The sequence below is a fragment of the Streptomyces sp. SID5643 genome (genome assembly GCF_009872555.1).
GTDB lineage: Bacteria > Actinomycetota > Actinomycetes > Streptomycetales > Streptomycetaceae > Streptomyces > Streptomyces iakyrus.
Genome location: NZ_WWIC01000075.1, coordinates 45,886 through 65,708, shown reverse-complemented (window position 1 = coordinate 65,708; position 19,823 = coordinate 45,886). Strand labels below are relative to the sequence as shown.

Here is a 19,823-nt window from a genome sequence, read left to right as displayed (position 1 = left end):
AGGTCCCATGTCCGCCGTGGCCCGTTTCCGTTCCGTCGTCGTCGACTGCCCCGACCCCCGCGAGCTGGCCCGCTTCTACGCGGGGATCGGCGGCGGCACGCCGGAGAACGACGACCCCGACTGGGTGGTGCTCCGCGTCCCCGGCGGGCCCCGGCTCGCCTTCCAGCGTTCTCCCGGCCACACCCCGCCGGAGTGGCCGCGGGAGGACCGCAACGCCCAGCAGTTCCATCTGGACTTCGACGCCGGGTCCACCTGGGACGAGATCGACGCGGCCGAGGAGCGGGTGCTGGCGCTGGGCGCGCGGGTGCTGGACAAGGAGGACGACGTGAAGAAGGACTTCCGCGTCTACGCCGACCCGGCGGGGCACCCGTTCTGCCTGTGCCGGATCGAGTCCGGCTGATCGGAAGCCCCTCAGGCGTCCAGCTCCGAGATCGTCGCCGTCGACGGTTCGCGTCGCTGCTGTGCGGCGCGGGCCGTGAAGTCGGCGCCGCGCAGCAGGCGCTGCACGTTGCCCCAGGTCAGCAAGGCCACATCGGCTTCCTCCCAGCCGCGTCGCAGCAGCTCCGCGATCAGCCGGGGATAGCAGGAGGTGTCGCCGAGCTCCTGCGGGTGGGCGGCTCCGGAGTCGTAGGTGCCGGACAGCCCGACGCACTGCGCCCCCGCCACGGCGCGGATGTGGTCGAGGTGGTCGGCGACATCGCGGACGGTCGGGCCGGTCTGCTCGGCGGTCAGCGGCACCAGGCACAGTCCCTTGGCCGCGCCCAGCTCCGCCAGCAGGTCGTCGGGAAGGTTGGCCGGGTGGGGGCGCAGGGAGCGGGCGGCGGAGCGGCTGCACAGCACGGGTGCCCGGGACAGGCTCAGGACGCGGCGCAGGGTCTGGGCGGAGGCCCCGGAGAGGTCCGCGATCACGCCGAGCCGGTTCATCTCACGCACGACCTCCTCGCCGAACCGGGTCAGCCCCGCCTCGCTCGCCCAGGACACCCCGGTCAGCGTGAGGACGCGCAGACCGAGCAGGTGCAGCTGGCGCAGGATGCCGAGCGAGTCGCCCAGGGCCGGTGCCCCGGCGGGGCCGAGGAGCACGGCGACGCGACCGCAGTTGCGCGCGTCCGCGACCTGCCCGGCCGTGCAGGCCGGCCGCAGGCCCTCCTCACAGGTCCGCACGACGCTCTTGGCCAGGTCCAGCTGCTCCAGGGTGGCGCCGACGGCCCGGTCCCCGTCGAGGCCCTCGGGCAGGTGCAAGGACCAGAAGAGGGCGCCGACATGGCCGCTGCGCAGCCGGGGCACGTCCGTGTCGACGGTGCTCTCGCCTTCCTCCAGGTCGTACCAGGACAGCCGCTTGAGTGCCCAGGGCAGGCCGTTGTAGCCGTCGGCGACGGGGTGCGCGGCGAGGATGGCGCGGGCCCGGGTCATGGGCGCGTCGTCCGGGTCGGACACGGGCTCGTAGGACTCCGCCGTGACGATGCCCTCGTCCGGGTACGGCTCGGCCAGCTCGTCGAACTCGCCTGAAGCCGCGGCGGTGGGGCGCAGGTCGTCCTGGAGGTCTGCCATGGCGGCTCCGTACGGTCGTTCGTGAGGTACGGTCACCGTCGCACGGAGCGGGGAGCGGTTCCTGGTGGGCGGGGCGTTCGGAGTACGGCTCCGGTCCGCCGCGCGGCTGCCCTCGGGGCAGCCGGGCCGCCTCGATGGCCCCGTCCGGGGTGTCCCGGGAACGGACCGGGCCGGCGATCGCCCGGTCGATACGGGCGCGCTCGGCGGTGGGTTCGGTGACCGGTCGCGGCGTGGCGACGAGCGAGGGGCCGCCGTCCGAATCGCGCATGCACCGGCGGGGCGGGCTTGCACCGCCTGCCCCGCCCGCGGCACTCAGCCGTCCAGTGACTCGATCGTGGCGTTGGACGGCGGCCGCGTCGCCTGGAGCGCCCGGGCCACGTCCTGTGCCGCGTCCAGGACCCTGACGGCGTTCTTCCAGGTCAGTTTGGCCAGATCGGCCTTGGACCAGCCGCGGTCGAGCAGTTCCGCGAGGAGGTTCGGGTATCCGGAGACGTCGGCGAGGCCGTCGGGGGTGAAGGCCGTGCCGTCGTAGTCGCCGCCGATGCCGACGTGGTCGATGCCGGCCGCCTCGCGCATGTGGTCCAGGTGGTCGGCGACCGTCGCCACCGTCGCGACGGGGCGCGGGTGGAGCTCCTCGAAGGCGTGGTGGACCTTCATGGCCTCCGGGGTGGTGTCGAGGTGGTGGAAGCCGTGGGCGCGCATGTTCTCGTCGGCCGCGGCCGTCCAGTCGACCGCCGCCTGGAGCACGAACTTCGGCACGAACGTCACCATCGCCATGCCGCCGTTGGCGGGGAGCCGCTCCAGGACGTCGTCGGGGACGTTGCGCGGGTGGTCGCACACGGCCCGTGCGGAGGAGTGGGAGAAGATCACCGGGGCCGAGCTCGTGTCGAGCGCGTCCCGCATCGTCGTCGCCGCCACGTGCGAGAGGTCGACGAGCATGCCGAGCCGGTTCATCTCCCGGACGACCTCGCGGCCGAACGCGGTGAGGCCGCCGGCCTTCGGCTCGTCGGTCGCGGAGTCCGCCCAGTCGACGTTGTCGTTGTGGGTGAGGGTCATGTACCGCACGCCGAGGCCGTACAGACCGCGCAGGGTGCCCAGGGAGTTGGCGATGGAGTGGCCGCCCTCCGCCCCCATGAGCGAGGCGATGCGGCCCTCCCCGCGCGCTGCCTCCATGTCGGCGGCGGTGAGCGCCGGGCGCAGGTCGCCGGGGTGACGGGTCATCAACTGCCGCACGCAGTCGATCTGTTCGAGCGTGGCGGCGACCGGGTCGGGTGAGTCCGTGCGGACGTACACCGACCAGTACTGCGCACCGACCCCGCCCGCGCGCAGCCGGGGGATGTCGGTGTGCAGGTGGGCGCTCTGGTCGGCGGCGATGTCCCGCGCGTCGAGGTCGTAGCGGACCTGTGCGCGCAGTGCCCAGGGCAGGTCGTTGTGGCCGTCGGCGACCGGGAACTCGCCGAGGAGTTCCCGGGCCGCCTCCAGGGAGGTCATCGTCGTCACTTCCCGGCGCCGAAGCCGAACCCGCCGGCGCCCTCGACCTTGGAGCGCAGGCGCTTGCCCTTCTCGGTGGCCTGGTCGTTGAGCTCCTGCTGGAACTCGCGCATGCGGCCGCGCAGTTCCTCGTCGTGCGCGGCGAGGATGCGGGCGGCGAGCAGACCGGCGTTGCGGGCGCCGGCGACGGAGACCGTGGCGACGGGGACACCGGCCGGCATCTGCACGATGGACAGGAGGCTGTCCATGCCGTCGAGGTACTTCAGCGGCACGGGCACGCCGATGACCGGCAGCGGGGTCACGGAGGCGAGCATGCCGGGCAGGTGGGCGGCGCCGCCCGCCCCGGCGATGATCACCTTGAGCCCGCGGGCGTCGGCCTGCTCGCCGTAGGCGACCATCTCGCGCGGCATGCGGTGCGCGGAGACGACGTCGACCTCGTAGGCGATCTCGAACTCGTCGAGGGCCTTGGCGGCGGCCTCCATGACGGGCCAGTCGGAGTCCGACCCCATGACGATGCCAACAACAGGGCTCATTCGGTGATGGTGCCTCTCAGGTAGCCGGCTGCGTGACGGGCGCGCTCCAGCACGTCGTCGAGGTCGTCGCCGTAGGTGTTGACGTGACCGACCTTGCGGCCGGGCTTCACGTCCTTGCCGTACATGTGGATCTTGAGCTGGGGGTCGCGGGCCATGCAGTGCAGGTACGCGGAGTACATGTCCGGGTAGTCGCCGCCGAGGACGTTGACCATGACCGTCCACGCGGCGCGCGGGCGGGGGTCGCCGAGGGGCAGGTCGAGGACCGCGCGGACGTGGTTGGCGAACTGGCTGGTGACGGCACCGTCCATCGACCAGTGGCCGGAGTTGTGCGGGCGCATCGCGAGCTCGTTGACGAGGATGCGGCCGTCACGGGTCTGGAACAGCTCGACGGCGAGGTGCCCGACGACGCCGAGTTCCTTGGCGATGTTCAGAGCCATCTCCGAGGCCCGGACCGCGAGACCCTCGTCCAGGTCGGGCGCCGGGGCGATGACCGTGTCGCAGACGCCGTTCACCTGCTGCGACTCCACCACCGGGTAGGCCACGGCCTGGCCGTGCGGGGAGCGGACGACGTTGGCGGCGAGCTCGCGCAGGAAGTCGACCTTCTCCTCGGCGAGCACCGGAACACCGGCCTTGAACGGGTCGGCGGCCTCCTCGACGGAGTCGACGACCCACACGCCCTTGCCGTCGTAGCCGCCGCGGACGGTCTTGAGGACGACCGGGAATCCCTCGCCCTCGGCCGCGAAGGCGGCCACGTCCTGCGGATCGGAGACGATCCGGTGCCGGGGGCAGGGGACGCCGATCGCGTCGAGCTTCGCGCGCATCACCCCCTTGTCCTGGGCGTGCACGAGCGCGTCGGGGCCGGGGCGCACGGGGATGCCGTCCGCCTCCAGGGCCCGGAGGTGCTCGGTGGGTACGTGTTCGTGATCGAAGGTGATCACATCGCACCCACGGGCGAACTCGCGCAGCGTGTCGAGGTCGCGATAGTCGCCGATGACGACATCGCTCACGACCTGCGCAGCGGAGTCCTGCGGGGTGTCACTGAGGAGCTTGAACCTGATGCCCAGCGGGATGCCCGCCTCGTGTGTCATACGAGCGAGCTGGCCACCGCCGACCATGCCGACTACCGGGAACGTCACTCCCCCAGGGTAATGGCCACGCCGGAGTGGCCGGTTTCCCGCCCTCCCCGGGCCCGTCCGGACCATCTCCGGCTGTCCCCGGGCATCCACAGGAAGATCGCGCGGGAGGGTGGTTAGCATGGCTGGGTTGACGCCGACACACGGACGGGGGCCTGCACGGCCATGGGACATGGTGCCTCTCGGCTCCGGCGGCTCGTTCACGAGGTCGCCAAATTCGGCGCGGTGGGCGGTGCCGGGGTGCTGGTCAACCTCGTCGTCTTCAACCTGGTGCGGCACACCACCGACCTTCAGGTGGTGCGCGCGAGCGTCATCGCCACCGTCGTCGCGATCGTCTTCAACTACGTCGGCTTCCGCTACTTCACGTACCGCGACCGCGACAAGACCCGCCGTACCCGTGAGATGACCCTGTTCCTGCTGTTCAGCGCGATCGGCCTGGTCATCGAGAACGGCGTCCTCTACGCGGCCACGTACGGCTTCGGCTGGAACACCCCGTTGCAGAACAACGTCTTCAAGTTCGTCGGCATCGGCGTCGCGACCCTGTTCCGCTTCTGGTCCTACCGCTCGTGGGTCTTCCGCGCGCTGCCCGCCCCGGAGACACCGGCGGCGCCGGGCCCGGCCCCGGTCCCGCAGAACGACCCGGCCGGCCCCCCGAAGACGAAGCAGCAGGTCCCGTAGCCCCTAGCGGACCATCGGCTCGTCGTCCTGGGGCTTGGCCAGTGCCGTGCGGGACAGGAACAGGCCGAAGACCGGGGGCTTGGTCTGGAGCATCTCCAGGCGGCCGCCGTCGGCCTCCGCCAGGTCACGGGCCACCGCCAGGCCGATGCCCGTGGAGTTGCGGCCGCTGATCGCCCGCTCGAAGATGCGGGCGCCGAGGTCGGCGGGGACGCCGGGGCCCTCGTCGGTGACCTCGATGACCGCCTGGTTGCCGGTGACGCGGGTGCGCAGGGCCACCGTGCCGCCGCCGTGCATGAGGGAGTTCTCGATCAGCGCGGCCAGGACCTGCGCGACCGCGCCGGGTGTGCCCACCGCCCGCAGATGCCGTTTGCCGGAGCTGACGATCGCCCGCCCCGCACTGCGGTACGCCGGGCGCCACTCGGCGAGCTGCTGCTGGATGACCTCGTCGAGGTCGAAGGAGACGGCGGAGCCGGTGCGCGGGTCGCGGGAGTTCGTCAGCAGCCGCTCCACGACGTCCGTCAGCCGCTCGACCTGCGTCAGGGCGATCGTCGCCTCCTCCTTCACGGTGTCCGGGTCGTCGGTGAGGGTGATCTCCTCCAGCCGCATCGACAGCGCCGTGAGCGGGGTGCGCAGCTGGTGGGAGGCGTCCGCGGCCAGCCGGCGTTCGGCGGTCAGCATGCGGGCGATGCGCTCGGCGGAGCCGTCCAGCACGTCGGCCACCCGGTCCAGCTCGGGCACCCCGTACCGCCTGTGCCGGGGGCGCGGATCACCCGAGCCGAGTCGCTCGGCGGTCTCCGCCAGGTCGGTCAGCGGCGACGCCAGCCGGTTCGCCTGGCGGACTGCCAGCAGCACCGCGGCGATCACCGCGAGCAGCGCCACCAGCGCGATGATCAGCAGCGTCCGGCCGACCTCCCGCGTCACCGAGGAGCGCGGCTCCTGGACGGTGACCGTCTCGCCCTCCTCACCGGACGCGGTCGCGCTGATGACGTCGCCGGCGGGCTTCGTGCCGACCTCGATCGGCGCCTCACCGGGGAGGCGGATCACCGCGTAGTAGTGGTCCTGCGTGACCTGCTCGCGCAGCACCTCCGCGTCGACCTGCTGCGCCCCGAAGAGCCGGCTGTCGACGATGCTGGCCAGCCGCACCGCCTCGGACTCCACCCGCTCCTGGGCACTGTTGCTGATCGTCCTGGTCTCGACGATGACGAGCGAGACGCCGAAGACGGCGATCACGACGAGCACCACGGCGAGCGTGGACTGGATCAGTCGGCGGCGCATGTCCTGTTACCCGATCGCCCGTGCCTGCCCGCGGCTCAGCTCTTCTCGAAACGAAAACCCACACCGCGCACGGTGGCGATGTAGCGCGGGTTGGCCGCGTCGTCGCCGAGCTTCTTGCGCAGCCAGGAGATGTGCATGTCGAGGGTCTTGGTCGACGACCACCAGGTCGTGTCCCAGACCTCCCGCATCAGCTGGTCGCGGGTGACGACCCGGCCCGCGTCGCGCACCAGCACCCGCAGCAGGTCGAACTCCTTCGCGGTGAGCTGGAGCTCCTCCTCGCCCATCCAGGCGCGGTGGGACTCGACGTCGATGCGCACGCCGTGGGTGGCGGGCGGCTGCTGCGGCTCGCTGGCGCCGCGCCGGAGCAGGGCCCGCACGCGCGCGAGCAGCTCGGCGAGCCGGAACGGCTTGGTGACGTAGTCGTCGGCGCCCGCGTCGAGCCCGACGACGGTGTCCACCTCGTCGGCGCGCGCGGTCAGGATGAGGATCGGGATGGCGTGGCCCTCGCCCCGCAGGCGGCGGGCCACCTCCAGACCGTCCATGCCGGGCAGGCCGAGGTCGAGCACGACCAGGTCGATGCCGCCCTGGAGTCCGGCGTCGAGAGCGGTGGGTCCGTCCTCGCGGACCTCGACCTCGTAGCCCTCCCGGCGCAGAGCGCGGGCCAGCGGCTCCGAGATGGACGCATCGTCCTCGGCGAGCAGTACACGGGTCATGAGGTGATGGTAGACCTGCGACGCCCTGAGCCGGGGTGTGACCGGAAGCCTTGATTCTTACCGTTGGCATACCCGCTTCTTACGTTGCCGGGGTAAGTGTGCGGACCTCTGCCTCTGAGGTGTGATCGCGGTAAAGACCTTGGAATCCGTGTGTACGGTTCCCCTTGCACCTGTGATCCGAGTCTCAAGTCCTTCCATATGCGGCGGTGTCCTGCCGTATGGTGAATCGACGCCTGTAGCACCACGGCGACCTTCGGAGGCCAAGCGCCCTGAAGGTCTCTTTTGTGTGCGGGCCGGTTCCCGCCGGCCCCCGAGAGAAACGACCTGTGGCCGGGCCTCCTCGTGCGGCGACGCGCGTAGAGGCGTGGATCCCGGTGGCGACCGCCCACCGCTCCGTGACCCGGAGCGGCCCCCCGTAGGCGTCGGGCGGACGGCCATGCCCACCGGTGCCGGCAGCCCCCACCGGGCGCACCACCGCTGCCGCGGGGCGCGTCCCGAGCAGCAAGGAACGACCATGGCGTCCAGCCTGACGAAGGACTCGGCCCGACCGGACACCCCCGGTTCCGAGAAGACCTTCTTCGGCCACCCCCGCGGACTGGCCACTCTGTTCATGACCGAGATGTGGGAGCGTTTCTCCTACTACGGCATGAGGGCCCTGCTCCCGCTGTACCTGGTCGCCCCGGGTGGCCTGCACCTCAGCGCGGGCACGGCGACGGCGATCTACGCCGTGTACCTGTCGCTGGTGTACCTGCTCACCCTGCCCGGCGGCTGGTTCGCCGACCGTGTGCTCGGCCCCCGCAAGACGGTCGCCGTCGCGGGCGTGGTCATCATGCTCGGCCACCTGTGCCTGGCGCTGCCCGCCGCCGCGAGCTTCTACGTCGGCCTGGGCCTGGTCGCCGTCGGTTCCGGTCTGCTGAAGGCCAACATCTCCACGATGGTCGGCCACCTCTACGACGGCCCGGAGGACCCGCGCCGCGACGGTGGCTTCACGGTCTTCTACATCGGCATCAACCTCGGCGCCTTCATCGCGCCGCTGGTCATCGGCACCGTCGGCGAGAGCGTCGACTGGCACCTGGGCTTCGCGCTGGCCGCGCTCGGCATGGCGCTGGGCCTCGTGCAGTTCCTGCTCGGCGGCCGTCACCTGGACGCGAAGAGCAGCGAGGTCCCGACCCCGCTGTCGCCCGCCGAGAAGGCGTCCACCCTGCGCAAGGGCCTGATCTGGCTGGCCGTCGCCGTGGTCTTCTACGGTCTGGTCGGCGGCACCGGCCACTTCACCCTGAACTGGGCGCTCATCCCGCTGACGCTGCTCGGCCTGATCGTGCCGATCCTGGTCATCACCCGCATCCTGCGCGACAAGGACCTGGACTCCGGCGAGCGCTCCAAGGTGTCGGCGTACATCTGGTTCTTCGTCGCCGCCGCCGTCTTCTGGATGATCTACGACCAGGGCGGCTCGACCCTGTCGCTCTTCGCCAGCGACAAGGCCGACAACACGGTCTTCGGCTGGGAGTTCCCGGTCTCCTGGTACCAGTCGGTCAACCCGGTCCTGATCATGGCGCTGGCGCCCGTCTTCGCCTGGCTGTGGCTGTGGCTGAACCGGCGTGGCAAGGAGCCGAGCACCATCGTGAAGTTCGCCTCCGGCCTGGTGCTGGTGGGTGCGTCCTTCTTCCTGTTCCTCGCCCCGCTGTCGATCGCGGAGGGCGGTCACAAGGCCGCGGCGATGTGGCTGGTCGCGATCTACTTCGTGCAGACCGTCGGTGAGCTGACCCTGTCGCCGGTGGGCCTGTCCGTGACGACGAAGATGGCACCGGCGAAGTACGCCTCGCAGATGATGGGCGTCTGGTTCCTCGCGGTCACCGCGGGTGACTCCGTCACCGCGCTGCTGTCCAACCCGGCCGTCGGCGGGATCAACCTCGACCGGACGGGCTTCGTGGCGCTGGAGGCGGCGCTGGCCGTGGTCGCGGGCTTCGCGGTGTACATGTACCGCAAGAAGGTCAGGGCCATGATGGGCGACGTCCGCTGACGCCGGTCATCTGATTCCGGCCGAGGGCCGCCGCACCCGGGGTGCGGCGGCCCTTCGTCATGGGTTGCGCGCCTCGGACCGGTCGGCTTCCGGGGCGAACCAGGGCGGGGCCGCGGACCTGCGGGCGGCGGGCAGCCGCAGACGGCTCGGCGGCCGGGCCGCGTGACCGGGGCGGCGCGGGTGCACCCGGTCGACCACGGCCAGTGCGGCCCGGAAGAGCGCCGCGGGGACGACCAGCAGGACGAGGATCCAGAACAGCGTCACGCCCCAGGGGCGGCCCACGCCCCAGGGGTGTTCGGCGAGCACCTTGCCGCCGTACTTCAGCGTCACGGTGTAGTCGCCGTGCGCGCCGGGCGCGAGCTCCACGGGCAGCTCGACACGGGCCTTGCCGCCGGGCCGGATCGTGCCCCGCCACCGCTGGTCCTGCCACTCGGGGGCGAACACGCCGTGCGCGGTGCCGACCTGGAAGACCGGGTCGCGCACGGGGGACGTGCCGACGTTGCCGACGGTGACCACGAGGGTCCGGGCGGGCGGAGAGCCGAACCAGGTGAGCAGACCGCCGGAGCCCCGCAGCCTCGTGTCCGCGAGCAGGGACAGCCGCCCCCCGGCCGCGTCCGCCGGCAGCGGTTCGACGGCGTGCCCGGCGACCTGGAGGGCCGCGTCGGCCTCGGCCGCCGCCCCCGTCACGGTCGCCACGTGCACCACGCAGGGGCACGGCACCGGCGGTTCGACGACGGGCAGCTCACGGCGGAAGCGCCCCTCGGCGTCGGTGGTGACGGCCCGGCCGTCGGCGTTGGCGCAGGAGTTGGTGCCGCCCGTCACCCCCCGCTTCGGCTCGGCCTGCCCGCACACGAGCAGCGTCAGCAGGGCACGGGGCCGCCAGCCGCTGCCGCTGACGGTGACGGAACCGCCCGCCCCGGCCTGGGACGCGGACAGTTCGACCACGGGCCGCTCCGCCGCCCCTGCGGGCCCGGCACCCGCCAGGACCAGCAGCAGCACGAGCAGAACCGGCAGTGACCCATACGTGGAACGGACGGCGGGCGGCATCGGCGGCTCCAGCGGTCGTTGCGCTCAGCGGTACACCTGCCGGCGAGGGTGTGCGGCGCTCAACGGCCCGCCCCTGCCTCCCGGTGACGCCGGGTCAGCCACAAGGCACCTGCCGCTCCGGCGAGCAGGACCGTGCCGCCGAGGGTACCGAGGGCGACGGCCGAGTCCGCGGGACCGGTCCGCGGTAGTCCGGCACCGCTGTCCGGGCCGGAGCCGCCGCCCTGGGCGGAGCCGGTGGTGCCCCCGCCGCCGGCGGCCGTGACGTCGAGGGTGAGGGACGGGCCCGGGTCGTTCGTCGGGGTGCACGTGGTCGTCGTGCCGAGCGCCTTGATGGTGAGCACAGCGGCCGTGAAGGTGACCTCGCCGCTCTTCTCCGGCGTGTACGTGCCGCTCAGGTCGCTGATCTTGATGGGGGTGTTGGCCGGGATCGCGGCGTCGTTGGCGGGGCCGGTCACCGACAGGGTGCCGCTGTCCGCGCCGCCCAGTGCGATGGTGGCGCTGGGCGTCATCGCGCCCTTGCCCAGTTCGACCGGGCTGGAGGAGACGCCCTTCTGCCAGGACATGGTGATCCGGTAGCCGTCGCCCTGCTTGACGCCCTTGATGTCGATGGGCGAGACGGCGCTCTTGTCGCCGATCGGGGTCTTGCACTGGTAGTTGACGTCGACGACCTCGGCCCGGGCGACGGGGGCGGCCATCCACACCGCCGAGCCGGCCAGGGCCGCGGCGGACGCGAGCACGGCGGTTCGTTTCCGGTACGACACGGTGCCGCTCCCCTTCCTGTTCCTGACGGCGCATCAGATAGGGCCGTCAAGGTACGCCCGGGGCCTTGAGGAAGGAAGACACAGCGCACGCCGGATCCACGGCGGCACGGTCACCCGTTCGGCCGCACGGCGGGCTCCCGCACCGGCCGGAAATCCGACAGCTGCGCACAGGAACAGACAGGTATGCACGAATCGCGCCGATGTGTCCGGAGTCAGAAAAGTGGACCCTGAAGGGCGAGATCTGCCCGATATCAGGCAGGTGCGCCCAGTTCCGCCCACACCGTCTTGCCGGAGACTCCCGGCGTACGGACGACCCCCCAGTCCAGGCACAGCCGCTGCACGATGAACATGCCATGACCGCCCGGGCGACCCGCGCGGTGCGGGGTGCGGGGGGCCGGCTGGCCGGTGCCCCGGTCCGCGACCTCGACGCGGATCACCTTGTTGTCGCAGGTGATGAGCAGCTCGTCCGGCCCCTCGGCGTGCAGGCAGGCGTTGGTGACCAGCTCGGAGACGACCAGCAGCACGTCCTCGGCGGCGGCCCGCTGATCGGCGGAGGCGGCGGGCAGCCAGCCCCACGCGTACAGCGCCTGGCGGGTGAAGTCGCGGGCCATCGGAACGACGCCGCTCTCGTCGCCGAAGCTCAGCCGGCGCACCTGCGGGCCGCCCGGCGGCGCCACGGCCCCGGGCGACGCACCCACGCCCTCGCCGGACGCACCGGCCGCCGCTACGCCGCCCTCGGACGCCCCGGAAGCGCCGCCGGGCTCCGACCCGCGGTCGCCCGGCGAGTAAGGCCGGGTGGTGCTCATCAGCGCTTCACCTCACCGATTCACCAGTTCACGATTCAAAAAGTCCATTGCACGGTCGGTCACGCAGCGCGCGGCGCGGCGGTTTCGCGGCACCCCCGCCACCCCGGCGACCGACAGGTTCAGGATGTCTCCTGCCCTGGCGGGCGAGTGGAACACCCATGTATTCCGCACGAATGACGTGACAGGGCCGACACACCGGTCACAGGGGGATGTCCGAGGCGCCGCGCACCGACACACCGCCGGTCAGCCCGACTCGTCGGCCAGGGCCACCTCGAGCGAGTCATGGACGCTGAAGACCGCATCCGCGCCCGTGATCTCGAATACGCGTGCCACCACCGGCTGCATGCCGGCGAGCGAGACGCCGCCACCGGCGGCCTCCGCCTTCAGCCGCGCCCCGAGGAGCACGTTGAGCCCCGTGGAGTCGCAGAACTCCAGGCGCGCGCAATCGATGACCAGGCGCTTGAATCCCTTGGCGAGGCAGTCCTCGAGTGGCTCACGCAACAGATCGGCGGTGTGGTGATCCAACTCACCCGCCGGGGTCACGACGGCACTAGAGCCCTCTTCCCGCACCTCCACCAGAAGCCGGCCAGACTGTGCGCTGCCGACCGTCCCGCGGTCCATGCCGTCTCTCTCTCCCGACGTCGAGGTGGTTGCTGACGCCCTCGAACACTACGCCTTCCCAGCACGCTTCGACACCCGAACAACTACACACAAACGGACATATGCCCACAGAACGCACTTGCGGTGGGCTCGGGAAAGCGGGTAGGCCTAGTAAGGACACGTACCCGACCACGGCCGGCTTTGGAGGCGCCGCACACCGCAGTGCACCTAACGGCTCCGGCAGCCATATGCCGAGAACGATGGAGGACATCATGTCACCCCGGCTCGACGCATCGCGTACCCAGAAAGCGACGTCGACACCCCCTCCGGAACATCTGGATCCCATCGAGCAGGACGAGATGCTCGTCACACAGGACGGTCTTCTCGCCGGACTTCCGGACATCCCCCCGTACGAGGAAGTCGACGCGGTCGACGCCCGGGCCCTGTCCAAGACCCTCTTCGAGCGTCTGGAGACGCTGGAGGAAGGGACCCACGAGTACTCGTACGTCCGCAACACGCTCGTCGAACTGAACCTCGCGCTGGTCAAGTTCGCGGCCTCCCGGTTCCGCTCCCGCAGCGAGCCGATGGAGGACATCATCCAGGTCGGCACCATCGGCCTGATCAAGGCGATCGACCGCTTCGAGCTGTCCCGCGGTGTGGAGTTCCCCACGTTCGCGATGCCGACGATCGTCGGCGAGATCAAGCGCTTCTTCCGCGACACCTCGTGGTCCGTGCGCGTTCCGCGGCGGCTCCAGGAGCTGCGGCTCGACCTGGCCAAGGCCGGTGACGAACTGGCCCAGAAGCTCGACCGCGCCCCCACGGTGGCCGAGCTGGCCGAACGCCTCGGTCTCTCCAACGACGAGGTCGTCGAGGGCATGGCCGCCTCGAACGCCTACACCGCCTCCTCGCTGGACGCCCAGCCGGAGGAGGACGACTCCGAGGGCGCGCTCGCGGACCGCATCGGCTACGAGGACCACGGACTCGAAGGCATCGAGTACGTCGAGTCCTTGAAGCCGCTGATAGCCGAACTGCCGCCGCGCGACCGCAAGATCCTGTCCCTGCGGTTCGTGGCCGGCATGACCCAGTCGGAGATCGGCGAAGAACTCGGCATCTCGCAGATGCACGTCTCGCGTCTGCTGTCGCGGACGCTGGTGCGGCTGCGCAAGGGGCTGACCGTCGAGGAGTGATCCTCGACCCCGGTGAACGTGTCCTTCGGGGGCGGGCCGCACGGCCCGCCCCCGGGCGCGTGTCCCGACGGCCTCCGGGAGGTTCCGGGGCGGCTCAGGAGTTGAGGAACAGCGCGGCCGTGGGGAGCAGCGGGGCCGTCAGGCTCAGCAGCCAGTAGGTGAGCGGAGCGAGCGTCGTGCTGCGCCGGAGCGGCTGGTTGGCGAGCCACCAGATCAGGCCGTACAGCGTGACGACGGGGATCACGATCACGAGCCAGAGGGCCATGCCGTCGTCCTCGGTCGGTTCCCGCGTGGTCAGGCCTGCCGCGGCGAGCGGCCCGTTCGCCGCGAAGTACCACAGCAGCCAGAACGGCACCACGCCCGGTATCCCCAGCAGCAGGTTCACCACGAGTGGTACTGACCAGTGCTTCGCCATCCGTCTCCGCCCTCCGGTGCTGCCCGCCGTCCGCCGGCGCACCACCGCGTGGTCACCTGTCCGGTGATCACACCACCCGCTGTCCGCGCCGCCACACCCCGCTGACCAGGGGGACGCCGGGGCGGTAGGCCAGGTGGACGTGGCTCGGGGCGTCGAGGAGCGTCAGATCGGCGTACGCGCCCGGGGTGAGGCGGCCGATGTCGGTGCGCCGCAGGGCCGCGGCGCCGCCCGCCGTGGCCGACCACAGCGCCTCGTCGGGCGTCATCCCCATGTCCCGTACCGCCAGGGCGACGCAGAACGGGACGGACGAGGTGAAGGACGAGCCGGGGTTGCAGTCCGTGGACAGCGCGACCGTGACACCGGCGTCCAGCAGCCGCCGGGCGTCCGGCCATGCGGCCCGTGTGGAGAACTCGGCACCGGGCAGCAGCGTCGCGACCGTACGGCTGTTCGCCAGGGCGTCCACGTCCGCGTCCGTGAGGTGGGTGCAGTGGTCGGCGCTGGCCGCGTCCAGTTCGACCGCGAGCTGCACGCCGGGGCCGTAGGAGAGCTGGTTGGCGTGGATGCGGGGATGCAGGCCCTTTGCCATGCCGGCGGTCAGGATCGCGCGGGCCTGGTCGCCGTCGAAGGCGCCCTTCTCGCAGAACACGTCGATCCAGCGGGCGTGCGGGGCGCAGGCGTCGAGCATCTCGCCGGTGACCAGGGCGACATAGCCGGCCGGGTCCTCGGCGTGGTCCGGCGGGACGATGTGCGCGCCGAGGTAGGTGACCTCGTCGGTGTGGGCGGCGGCGATGCGCAGGGCACGGGCCTCGTCCTCGACGGTCAGGCCGTAGCCGGACTTGGTCTCGAAGGTGGTGGTGCCCTGGCGGAGGGCTTCGGCGAGGTAACGGGTGACGTTGGCTTCGAGTTCCTCGTCGCCCGCCGCCCGGGTGGCCGCGACGGTGGTGCGGATGCCGCCCGCGCTGTAGGGGCGCCCGGACATGCGGGCGTTGAACTCCTGCGTCCGGTCGCCGGCGAAGACGAGGTGGGAGTGGGAGTCGACGAAGCCGGGCAGGACCGCCCGGCCGCCGGCGTCGACCCGATTGTCAGTGGCGGGTGCTTTCCTGTGATCACCGGTCCACGCGATGCGGTCGCCCTCGATGACGACGGCCGCGTCCTGGATCAGTCCGAGGGGGGATCCGTCACCGAGGGAGGGGTCGTTGGTGACCAGGCTTGCGATGTTCGTGATGAGCGTGCTTGCGGTGCTCGCGGAGTGGGCGGGGCTGACGGTCGTCGCGTTGCTCATGGCGTCCTTGGTGGCCTGGTCGGCGGTGGGGGCGGGTTCGCTGCCCGGTTTCTTCGGCTTCATCCGCGCAGGGCTGCGACGGCGTCCGCGAGGGCTTTCGGCACATCCGGTACGAGGGAGTGGACCCCGTCCCGTACGACGTGCCGTCCTGCCACGACCGTATGCGACACGTCCGCTGCCGACGCGGCGAATACGGCCGTCTCGGCCCCGAGCCGCGGAAGCGGCCCTGCCGTCCTGACCGAGTCGAGGGCGATGGTGGTGAAGTCGGCGAGCGCGCCGGCCTCCAGGGCGCCCGCGTCCTCCCAGCCGAGGGCCGCGTGGCCGTCGGCGGAGGCCGCCCGCAGCAGGGCCGCCGCCGTCCAGTGACCTCGGGTGCGGGTGCGCAGCCGCTCGTTGAGCTCCATGGCCCGCGCCTCTTCGAGCAGGTCGATCACGGCGTGGCTGTCGGAGCCGAGGGAGAGGGGTGAGCCTTCGTTCTGGAGGGCGACGGCCGGCCCGATGCCGTCGGCGAGGTCCCGCTCGGTGGTCGGGCACATGCAGGTGCCGGTGCCGCTGCCGCCGATGAGGGAGATGTCCTCGGCGGTGAGGTGGGTGTTGTGGACGCCGGTGGTGCGCGGTCCGAGGACGCCGTGCAGCGCGAGGAGCTGGGTCGGGGTGCAGCCGTGGACCTCCCGGCACGCCTCGTTCTCGGCAGTCTGCTCGGACAGGTGCACATGGAGCGGGGCCCGCCGCTCCCCGGCCCACCGTGCGACGGTCTCCAACTGCTCGGCGGGCACGGCCCGTACGGAGTGGATCGCCGCGCCGATCCGTGCGTGGTCCCGTTCCTTGAGAAGTGAAGAGCGTGCGGCCCAGGCCTCGGCGTCGCCGTCGGAGAAGCGGAGCTGGTGGGCGGTGGGCGGCTGCCCGAAGCCGGAGGAGAGATAGGCGGTGTCGAGGAGGGTGATGCGGATCCCGGCTTCGGCGGCGGCCGCGATGAGGGCCTCGCCCATGGCGTTGGGATCGGTGTAGGGGGTGCCGCCGACGGCGTGGTGGACGTAGTGGAACTCGCCGACGGCCGTGATGCCGGCCAGGGCCATCTCGGCGTACACGGCGCGGGCGAGGGCGTGGTAGCGGTCCGGGGTGAGCCGGGCGGCCGTGGCGTACATGACCTCGCGCCAGGTCCAGAAGGTTCCGGAGCCGACCTGGACGGTGCCGCGCAGGGCGCGGTGGAAGGCGTGGCTGTGCGCGTTGGCCAGGCCGGGCAGGGTGAGCCCGCGCAGGACCTCGGCGCCGGGCGGCGGGGCGGGGGTGCCGGTGCGGACGGCGGTGATGCGGCCGTCCGCGACCTCCAGGGCGACACCCGGCTCCACGTGAGCTCCGAGCCAGGCGTGCTCCAGCCAGTACGTCCGCGCGGCTGCTGTCGTCACCTGCACGCCAGTCCTTCCAGTACGTCGGCGAGTGCGAGTACCCCGGCCACGCAGTCGTCCTCGCTCGCGGACTCGGCCGGGGAGTGGGAGACGCCGGTGGGGTTGCGCACGAACAGCATGGCGGTCGGGATGCTCCCGGACAGGATCCCGGCGTCGTGTCCGGCGCCGGTGCCGAGGACGGGGACGGTGAGGCCGGTGTCCGTGCCGAGGATGCGGGCGAGTTCGTCGCGCAGGCCGTGGTCGAACTCGACGACGGGGGTGAAGGACTCGCGGACGACGTCGAGGTCGATGCCGTGCGCGTCCGCGTAGCTCCGGGCCGCTTTCTCGATGCCGCCGACCACGGTGTCGAGGCGCGTCTGGTCCTCGGCACGGGAGTCGAGCCAGCCGCGCACCAGGGAGGGGATGGCGTTGACGCCGTTGGGCTCGACGGCGATCTTGCCGAAGGTGGCGACCGCTCCGGCGAGTTCGGCCTCGCGCCGGGCGGCGAGGACGGTCTCGGCGTAGGACAGCATGGGGTCGCGCCGGTCGGCGAGGCGGGTGGTGCCGGCGTGGTTGGCCTCGCCGCGGAAGTCGAACCGCCACCGGCCGTGCGGCCAGATGGCGCTGGCGATGCCGACCCGGTCGCCGGACAGGTCCAGGGCCCGGCCCTGTTCGACGTGCAGTTCGACGAAGGCGCCGATGCGGGCGAGCCGTTCGGGGTCCGGCCCGAGGGCGTCGGGATCGTAGCCGGCCGCTTCCATGGCCCGGGGCAGTGTCACGCCGTCGCCGTCGGTGAGGCGGTGCGCCTGCTCGCGGGTGAGCTGCCCGGCGGTGAGCCGGGAACCGACGCAGGCGAGCCCGAACCGGGCGCCCTCCTCGTCGCCGAAGTTCACGATGCCGAAGGGGCGGGTGAAGCGGGCGTCCCTGCCGCGCAGTTCGTCCAGAGCGGCGAAGGCGGACACGACTCCGAGGGGCCCGTCGAAGGCGCCGCCGTCCGGCACGGAGTCCAGGTGCGAGCCGGTGACGACGGCGTCCCCCTCGACGGGGTCGCCCAGCCAGGCCCACTGGTTGCCGTTCCGGTCGACCTCGTGGGTGAGGCCCCGCGCGCGGGCCTGGTCCTCGAACCAGGCGCGGCAGTCGGCGTCGGCGTCCGTCCAGGCGAAGCGGCGGTAGCCACCGGACGCGGAGCTGCGGCCGACCGGCAGCAGCTCCGCCCACATGCTGTGGAAACTCACGCGCCGTCACCCTCGCGCATCGGGACGCGCACGCCCCGCTCCCCCGCCACCGACTCCGCGATGTCGTAGCCGGCGTCGACATGGCGGATGACGCCCATGCCGGGGTCGTTGGTGAGCACCCTGCGGATCTTCTCGCCCGCGAGCGGCGTGCCGTCGGCCACCGTCACCTGGCCGGCGTGGATCGACCGGCCCATGCCGACACCGCCGCCGTGGTGGATCGACACCCAGGACGCCCCGGAGGCGACGTTCACCATGGCGTTCAGCAGTGGCCAGTCGGCGATGGCGTCGGAGCCGTCGAGCATGGCCTCGGTCTCGCGGTAGGGGGACGCGACGGAACCGCAGTCGAGGTGGTCGCGGCCGATGACGACCGGCGCGGCCAGCTCCCCGCTCGCGACCATGTCGTTGAACCGCTCGCCGGCCTTGTCGCGCTCGCCGTAGCCGAGCCAGCAGATCCGGGCGGGCAGGCCCTGGAAGTGGACGCGTTCGCCGGCCATCTTGATCCAGCGGGCCAGGGACTCGTTCTCCGGGAAGAGGTCGAGGATCGCCTTGTCGGTCTTGGCGATGTCGGAGGCCTCGCCGGACAGGGCGGCCCAGCGGAAGGGGCCCTTGCCCTCGCAGAACAGGGGGCGGATGTAGGCGGGGACGAAGCCGGGGAAGGCGAAGGCCCGGTCGTATCCGGCGAGCTGGGCCTCGCCGCGGATGGAGTTGCCGTAGTCGAAGACCTCGGCGCCGGCGTCCATGAAGCCGACCATCGCCTCGACGTGCCGGGCCATGGACTCGCGGGCCCGGGTGGTGAAGCCGGCCGGGTCCTTGGCCGCGGCGTCGGCCATGTCCTCGAAGGCGGTGCCCAGCGGCAGGTAGGCCAGCGGGTCGTGGGCCGAGGTCTGGTCGGTCACGATGTCGATGGGGGCGCCCATGGCGAGGAGCTGCGGCACCAGCTCGGCCGCGTTGCCGAGGACGCCGATGGAGAGGGGGCGGCGGGCGTCACGCGCCTCGGTCGCCAGCCGGAGCGCGTGGTCCAGGGAGTCGGCCTTCACGTCGAGGTAGCGGTGCTCGATGCGCCGGTCGATGGCACGGGGGTCGCAGTCGATGCAGATCGCGACACCGTCGTTCATGGTCACGGCGAGCGGCTGGGCGCCGCCCATGCCGCCGAGGCCGGCGGTCAGGGTGATGGTCCCGGCCAGGGTGCCGCGGAACTTCTTCGCGGCGACGGCGGCGAAGGTCTCGTAGGTGCCCTGGAGGATGCCCTGGGTGCCGATGTAGATCCAGGAGCCGGCGGTCATCTGCCCGTACATGGTCAGGCCGAGCTGTTCGAGGCGACGGAACTCCTCCCAGTTGGCCCAGTCGCCGACGAGGTTGGAGTTGGCGATGAGGACGCGCGGGGCCCACTCGTGGGTCTGCATGACACCGACGGGGCGGCCGGACTGGACCAGCATGGTCTCGTCCTGCTTCAGCCCCTTCAGGGTGCGCACCATGGCGTCGAAGGAGCGCCAGTCGCGGGCGGCCTTGCCGGTGCCGCCGTAGACGACGAGCTTGTCGGGGTGCTCGGCGACCTCCGGGTCGAGGTTGTTCTGCAGCATCCGCAGGGCGGCTTCCTGCTGCCATCCCAGGGCGCTCGGTTCCGTGCCGCGCGGTGCTCGGACGGGGCGGGGTCCTGACATGGGCTGCCTCCTGGTGGGTGCTCCCGGCGGAATGTTGCTGACTCTATTCACAT

General features: G+C 71.9%; 19 protein-coding genes. 4 read left to right on the top strand and 15 right to left on the bottom strand.

Features of this window, described 5'->3' with window-relative positions; all coding sequences use genetic code 11:
• Positions 1 to 7: 7 nt before the first annotated feature.
• On the top strand, positions 8 to 400 hold the full coding sequence (locus GTY56_RS09515; protein ID WP_161364413.1) for a VOC family protein: 393 nt from the start codon (positions 8 to 10) through the stop codon (positions 398 to 400).
• Positions 401 to 411: 11 nt separating this feature from the next.
• On the opposite strand, the gene GTY56_RS09510 is transcribed toward GTY56_RS09515, so the two are convergent.
• From GTY56_RS09510 to GTY56_RS09495, 4 genes are all read right to left on the bottom strand, one after another.
• The gene (locus GTY56_RS09510; protein ID WP_161364411.1) at positions 412 to 1,548 is read right to left on the bottom strand and encodes a dipeptidase; all 1,137 of its coding nucleotides are present in this window, start codon (positions 1,546 to 1,548) and stop codon (positions 412 to 414) included.
• Positions 1,549 to 1,860: 312 nt separating this feature from the next.
• Positions 1,861 to 3,039, bottom strand: a complete 1,179-nt coding sequence (locus tag GTY56_RS09505) for a dipeptidase (protein ID WP_161364409.1) — start codon at positions 3,037 to 3,039, stop codon at positions 1,861 to 1,863.
• A gap of 5 nt (positions 3,040 to 3,044) precedes the next feature.
• Positions 3,045 to 3,572 (bottom strand): 5-(carboxyamino)imidazole ribonucleotide mutase, encoded by a 528-nt coding sequence (purE, locus tag GTY56_RS09500; protein ID WP_106974440.1) that lies wholly within the window; start codon positions 3,570 to 3,572, stop codon positions 3,045 to 3,047.
• Complete coding sequence (locus GTY56_RS09495; RefSeq protein WP_161364406.1) at positions 3,569 to 4,708, bottom strand: 5-(carboxyamino)imidazole ribonucleotide synthase; 1,140 nt, start codon at positions 4,706 to 4,708, stop codon at positions 3,569 to 3,571. Before GTY56_RS09495 ends, purE begins: the two co-directional genes overlap by 4 nt.
• Before the next feature lie 162 nt (positions 4,709 to 4,870).
• On the opposite strand from GTY56_RS09495, the gene GTY56_RS09490 reads away from it, so the two are divergent.
• On the top strand, positions 4,871 to 5,383 hold the full coding sequence (locus GTY56_RS09490; protein WP_161364404.1) for a GtrA family protein: 513 nt from the start codon (positions 4,871 to 4,873) through the stop codon (positions 5,381 to 5,383).
• A 3-nt stretch (positions 5,384 to 5,386) separates the two neighbouring features.
• Here the strand turns inward: GTY56_RS09490 and GTY56_RS09485 are convergent, their stop codons facing one another.
• Both GTY56_RS09485 and GTY56_RS09480 read right to left on the bottom strand, forming a co-directional pair.
• Positions 5,387 to 6,658, bottom strand: a complete 1,272-nt coding sequence (locus GTY56_RS09485; protein ID WP_161364402.1) for a sensor histidine kinase — start codon at positions 6,656 to 6,658, stop codon at positions 5,387 to 5,389.
• Between the two features lie 35 nt (positions 6,659 to 6,693).
• Entirely contained in the window at positions 6,694 to 7,371 is a 678-nt protein-coding gene (locus tag GTY56_RS09480) for a response regulator transcription factor (RefSeq protein ID WP_062927250.1), read from the bottom strand.
• A 514-nt stretch (positions 7,372 to 7,885) separates the two neighbouring features.
• Between GTY56_RS09480 and GTY56_RS09475 the strand changes: the two genes are divergently transcribed.
• On the top strand, positions 7,886 to 9,391 hold the full coding sequence (locus GTY56_RS09475) for a peptide MFS transporter (RefSeq protein WP_161364400.1): 1,506 nt from the start codon (positions 7,886 to 7,888) through the stop codon (positions 9,389 to 9,391).
• Positions 9,392 to 9,448: 57 nt separating this feature from the next.
• Here the strand turns inward: GTY56_RS09475 and GTY56_RS09470 are convergent, their stop codons facing one another.
• The 4 genes from GTY56_RS09470 to GTY56_RS09455 all read right to left on the bottom strand — a co-directional run bounded on the left by GTY56_RS09470 (position 9,449) and on the right by GTY56_RS09455 (position 12,626).
• Positions 9,449 to 10,438 (bottom strand): hypothetical protein, encoded by a 990-nt coding sequence (locus GTY56_RS09470; protein ID WP_161364398.1) that lies wholly within the window; start codon positions 10,436 to 10,438, stop codon positions 9,449 to 9,451.
• A 59-nt stretch (positions 10,439 to 10,497) separates the two neighbouring features.
• Entirely contained in the window at positions 10,498 to 11,199 is a 702-nt protein-coding gene (locus GTY56_RS09465; RefSeq protein ID WP_161364397.1) for an LPXTG cell wall anchor domain-containing protein, read from the bottom strand.
• Positions 11,200 to 11,450: 251 nt separating this feature from the next.
• Positions 11,451 to 12,005 (bottom strand): ATP-binding protein, encoded by a 555-nt coding sequence (locus GTY56_RS09460; RefSeq protein ID WP_161364395.1) that lies wholly within the window; start codon positions 12,003 to 12,005, stop codon positions 11,451 to 11,453.
• Positions 12,006 to 12,248: 243 nt separating this feature from the next.
• Positions 12,249 to 12,626: an STAS domain-containing protein gene (locus GTY56_RS09455; protein ID WP_161364393.1), complete on the bottom strand. Its 378-nt coding sequence runs from the start codon at positions 12,624 to 12,626 to the stop codon at positions 12,249 to 12,251.
• A gap of 239 nt (positions 12,627 to 12,865) precedes the next feature.
• Between GTY56_RS09455 and GTY56_RS09450 the strand changes: the two genes are divergently transcribed.
• Positions 12,866 to 13,792 carry an RNA polymerase sigma factor SigF gene (locus GTY56_RS09450; protein WP_033312019.1) on the top strand — a complete coding sequence of 309 codons (927 nt, stop codon included), beginning with the start codon at positions 12,866 to 12,868 and terminating at the stop codon, positions 13,790 to 13,792.
• 94 nt (positions 13,793 to 13,886) lie between these two features.
• Here GTY56_RS09450 and GTY56_RS09445 read toward each other — a convergent pair whose 3' ends face one another.
• From GTY56_RS09445 to hutU, 5 genes are all read right to left on the bottom strand, one after another.
• Entirely contained in the window at positions 13,887 to 14,207 is a 321-nt protein-coding gene (locus GTY56_RS09445; RefSeq protein ID WP_161364391.1) for a hypothetical protein, read from the bottom strand.
• A gap of 67 nt (positions 14,208 to 14,274) precedes the next feature.
• A complete protein-coding gene (gene hutI, locus GTY56_RS09440) occupies positions 14,275 to 15,552 on the bottom strand; it encodes an imidazolonepropionase (RefSeq protein ID WP_161364389.1) in 1,278 nt (425 codons plus the stop codon).
• Positions 15,549 to 16,901 (bottom strand): formimidoylglutamate deiminase, encoded by a 1,353-nt coding sequence (locus tag GTY56_RS09435; protein ID WP_161364387.1) that lies wholly within the window; start codon positions 16,899 to 16,901, stop codon positions 15,549 to 15,551. The genes hutI and GTY56_RS09435 overlap by 4 nt, the downstream gene beginning before the upstream one ends.
• Positions 16,892 to 18,109 carry an allantoate amidohydrolase gene (locus tag GTY56_RS09430; protein ID WP_161364385.1) on the bottom strand — a complete coding sequence of 406 codons (1,218 nt, stop codon included), beginning with the start codon at positions 18,107 to 18,109 and terminating at the stop codon, positions 16,892 to 16,894. The genes GTY56_RS09435 and GTY56_RS09430 overlap by 10 nt, the downstream gene beginning before the upstream one ends.
• Positions 18,106 to 19,770 (bottom strand): urocanate hydratase, encoded by a 1,665-nt coding sequence (gene hutU / locus GTY56_RS09425; RefSeq protein WP_161364384.1) that lies wholly within the window; start codon positions 19,768 to 19,770, stop codon positions 18,106 to 18,108. The genes GTY56_RS09430 and hutU overlap by 4 nt, the downstream gene beginning before the upstream one ends.
• Positions 19,771 to 19,823 lie beyond the last annotated feature (53 nt).

Coding starts and splice junctions, on each gene's coding strand:
- GTY56_RS09475 (WP_161364400.1), top strand. CDS start 7,886: ATGGCGTCCAGCCTGACGAAGGACTCGGCCCGACCGGACACCCCCGGT.
- GTY56_RS09455 (WP_161364393.1), bottom strand. CDS start 12,626: ATGGACCGCGGGACGGTCGGCAGCGCACAGTCTGGCCGGCTTCTGGTG.
- GTY56_RS09510 (WP_161364411.1), bottom strand. CDS start 1,548: ATGGCAGACCTCCAGGACGACCTGCGCCCCACCGCCGCGGCTTCAGGC.
- GTY56_RS09480 (WP_062927250.1), bottom strand. CDS start 7,371: ATGACCCGTGTACTGCTCGCCGAGGACGATGCGTCCATCTCGGAGCCG.
- GTY56_RS09505 (WP_161364409.1), bottom strand. CDS start 3,039: ATGACCTCCCTGGAGGCGGCCCGGGAACTCCTCGGCGAGTTCCCGGTC.
- hutI (WP_161364389.1), bottom strand. CDS start 15,552: ATGAAGCCGAAGAAACCGGGCAGCGAACCCGCCCCCACCGCCGACCAG.
- hutU (WP_161364384.1), bottom strand. CDS start 19,770: ATGTCAGGACCCCGCCCCGTCCGAGCACCGCGCGGCACGGAACCGAGC.
- GTY56_RS09470 (WP_161364398.1), bottom strand. CDS start 10,438: ATGCCGCCCGCCGTCCGTTCCACGTATGGGTCACTGCCGGTTCTGCTC.
- purE (WP_106974440.1), bottom strand. CDS start 3,572: ATGAGCCCTGTTGTTGGCATCGTCATGGGGTCGGACTCCGACTGGCCC.
- GTY56_RS09460 (WP_161364395.1), bottom strand. CDS start 12,005: ATGAGCACCACCCGGCCTTACTCGCCGGGCGACCGCGGGTCGGAGCCC.
- GTY56_RS09485 (WP_161364402.1), bottom strand. CDS start 6,658: ATGCGCCGCCGACTGATCCAGTCCACGCTCGCCGTGGTGCTCGTCGTG.
- GTY56_RS09515 (WP_161364413.1), top strand. CDS start 8: ATGTCCGCCGTGGCCCGTTTCCGTTCCGTCGTCGTCGACTGCCCCGAC.
- GTY56_RS09450 (WP_033312019.1), top strand. CDS start 12,866: ATGGAGGACATCATGTCACCCCGGCTCGACGCATCGCGTACCCAGAAA.
- GTY56_RS09445 (WP_161364391.1), bottom strand. CDS start 14,207: ATGGCGAAGCACTGGTCAGTACCACTCGTGGTGAACCTGCTGCTGGGG.
- GTY56_RS09490 (WP_161364404.1), top strand. CDS start 4,871: ATGGGACATGGTGCCTCTCGGCTCCGGCGGCTCGTTCACGAGGTCGCC.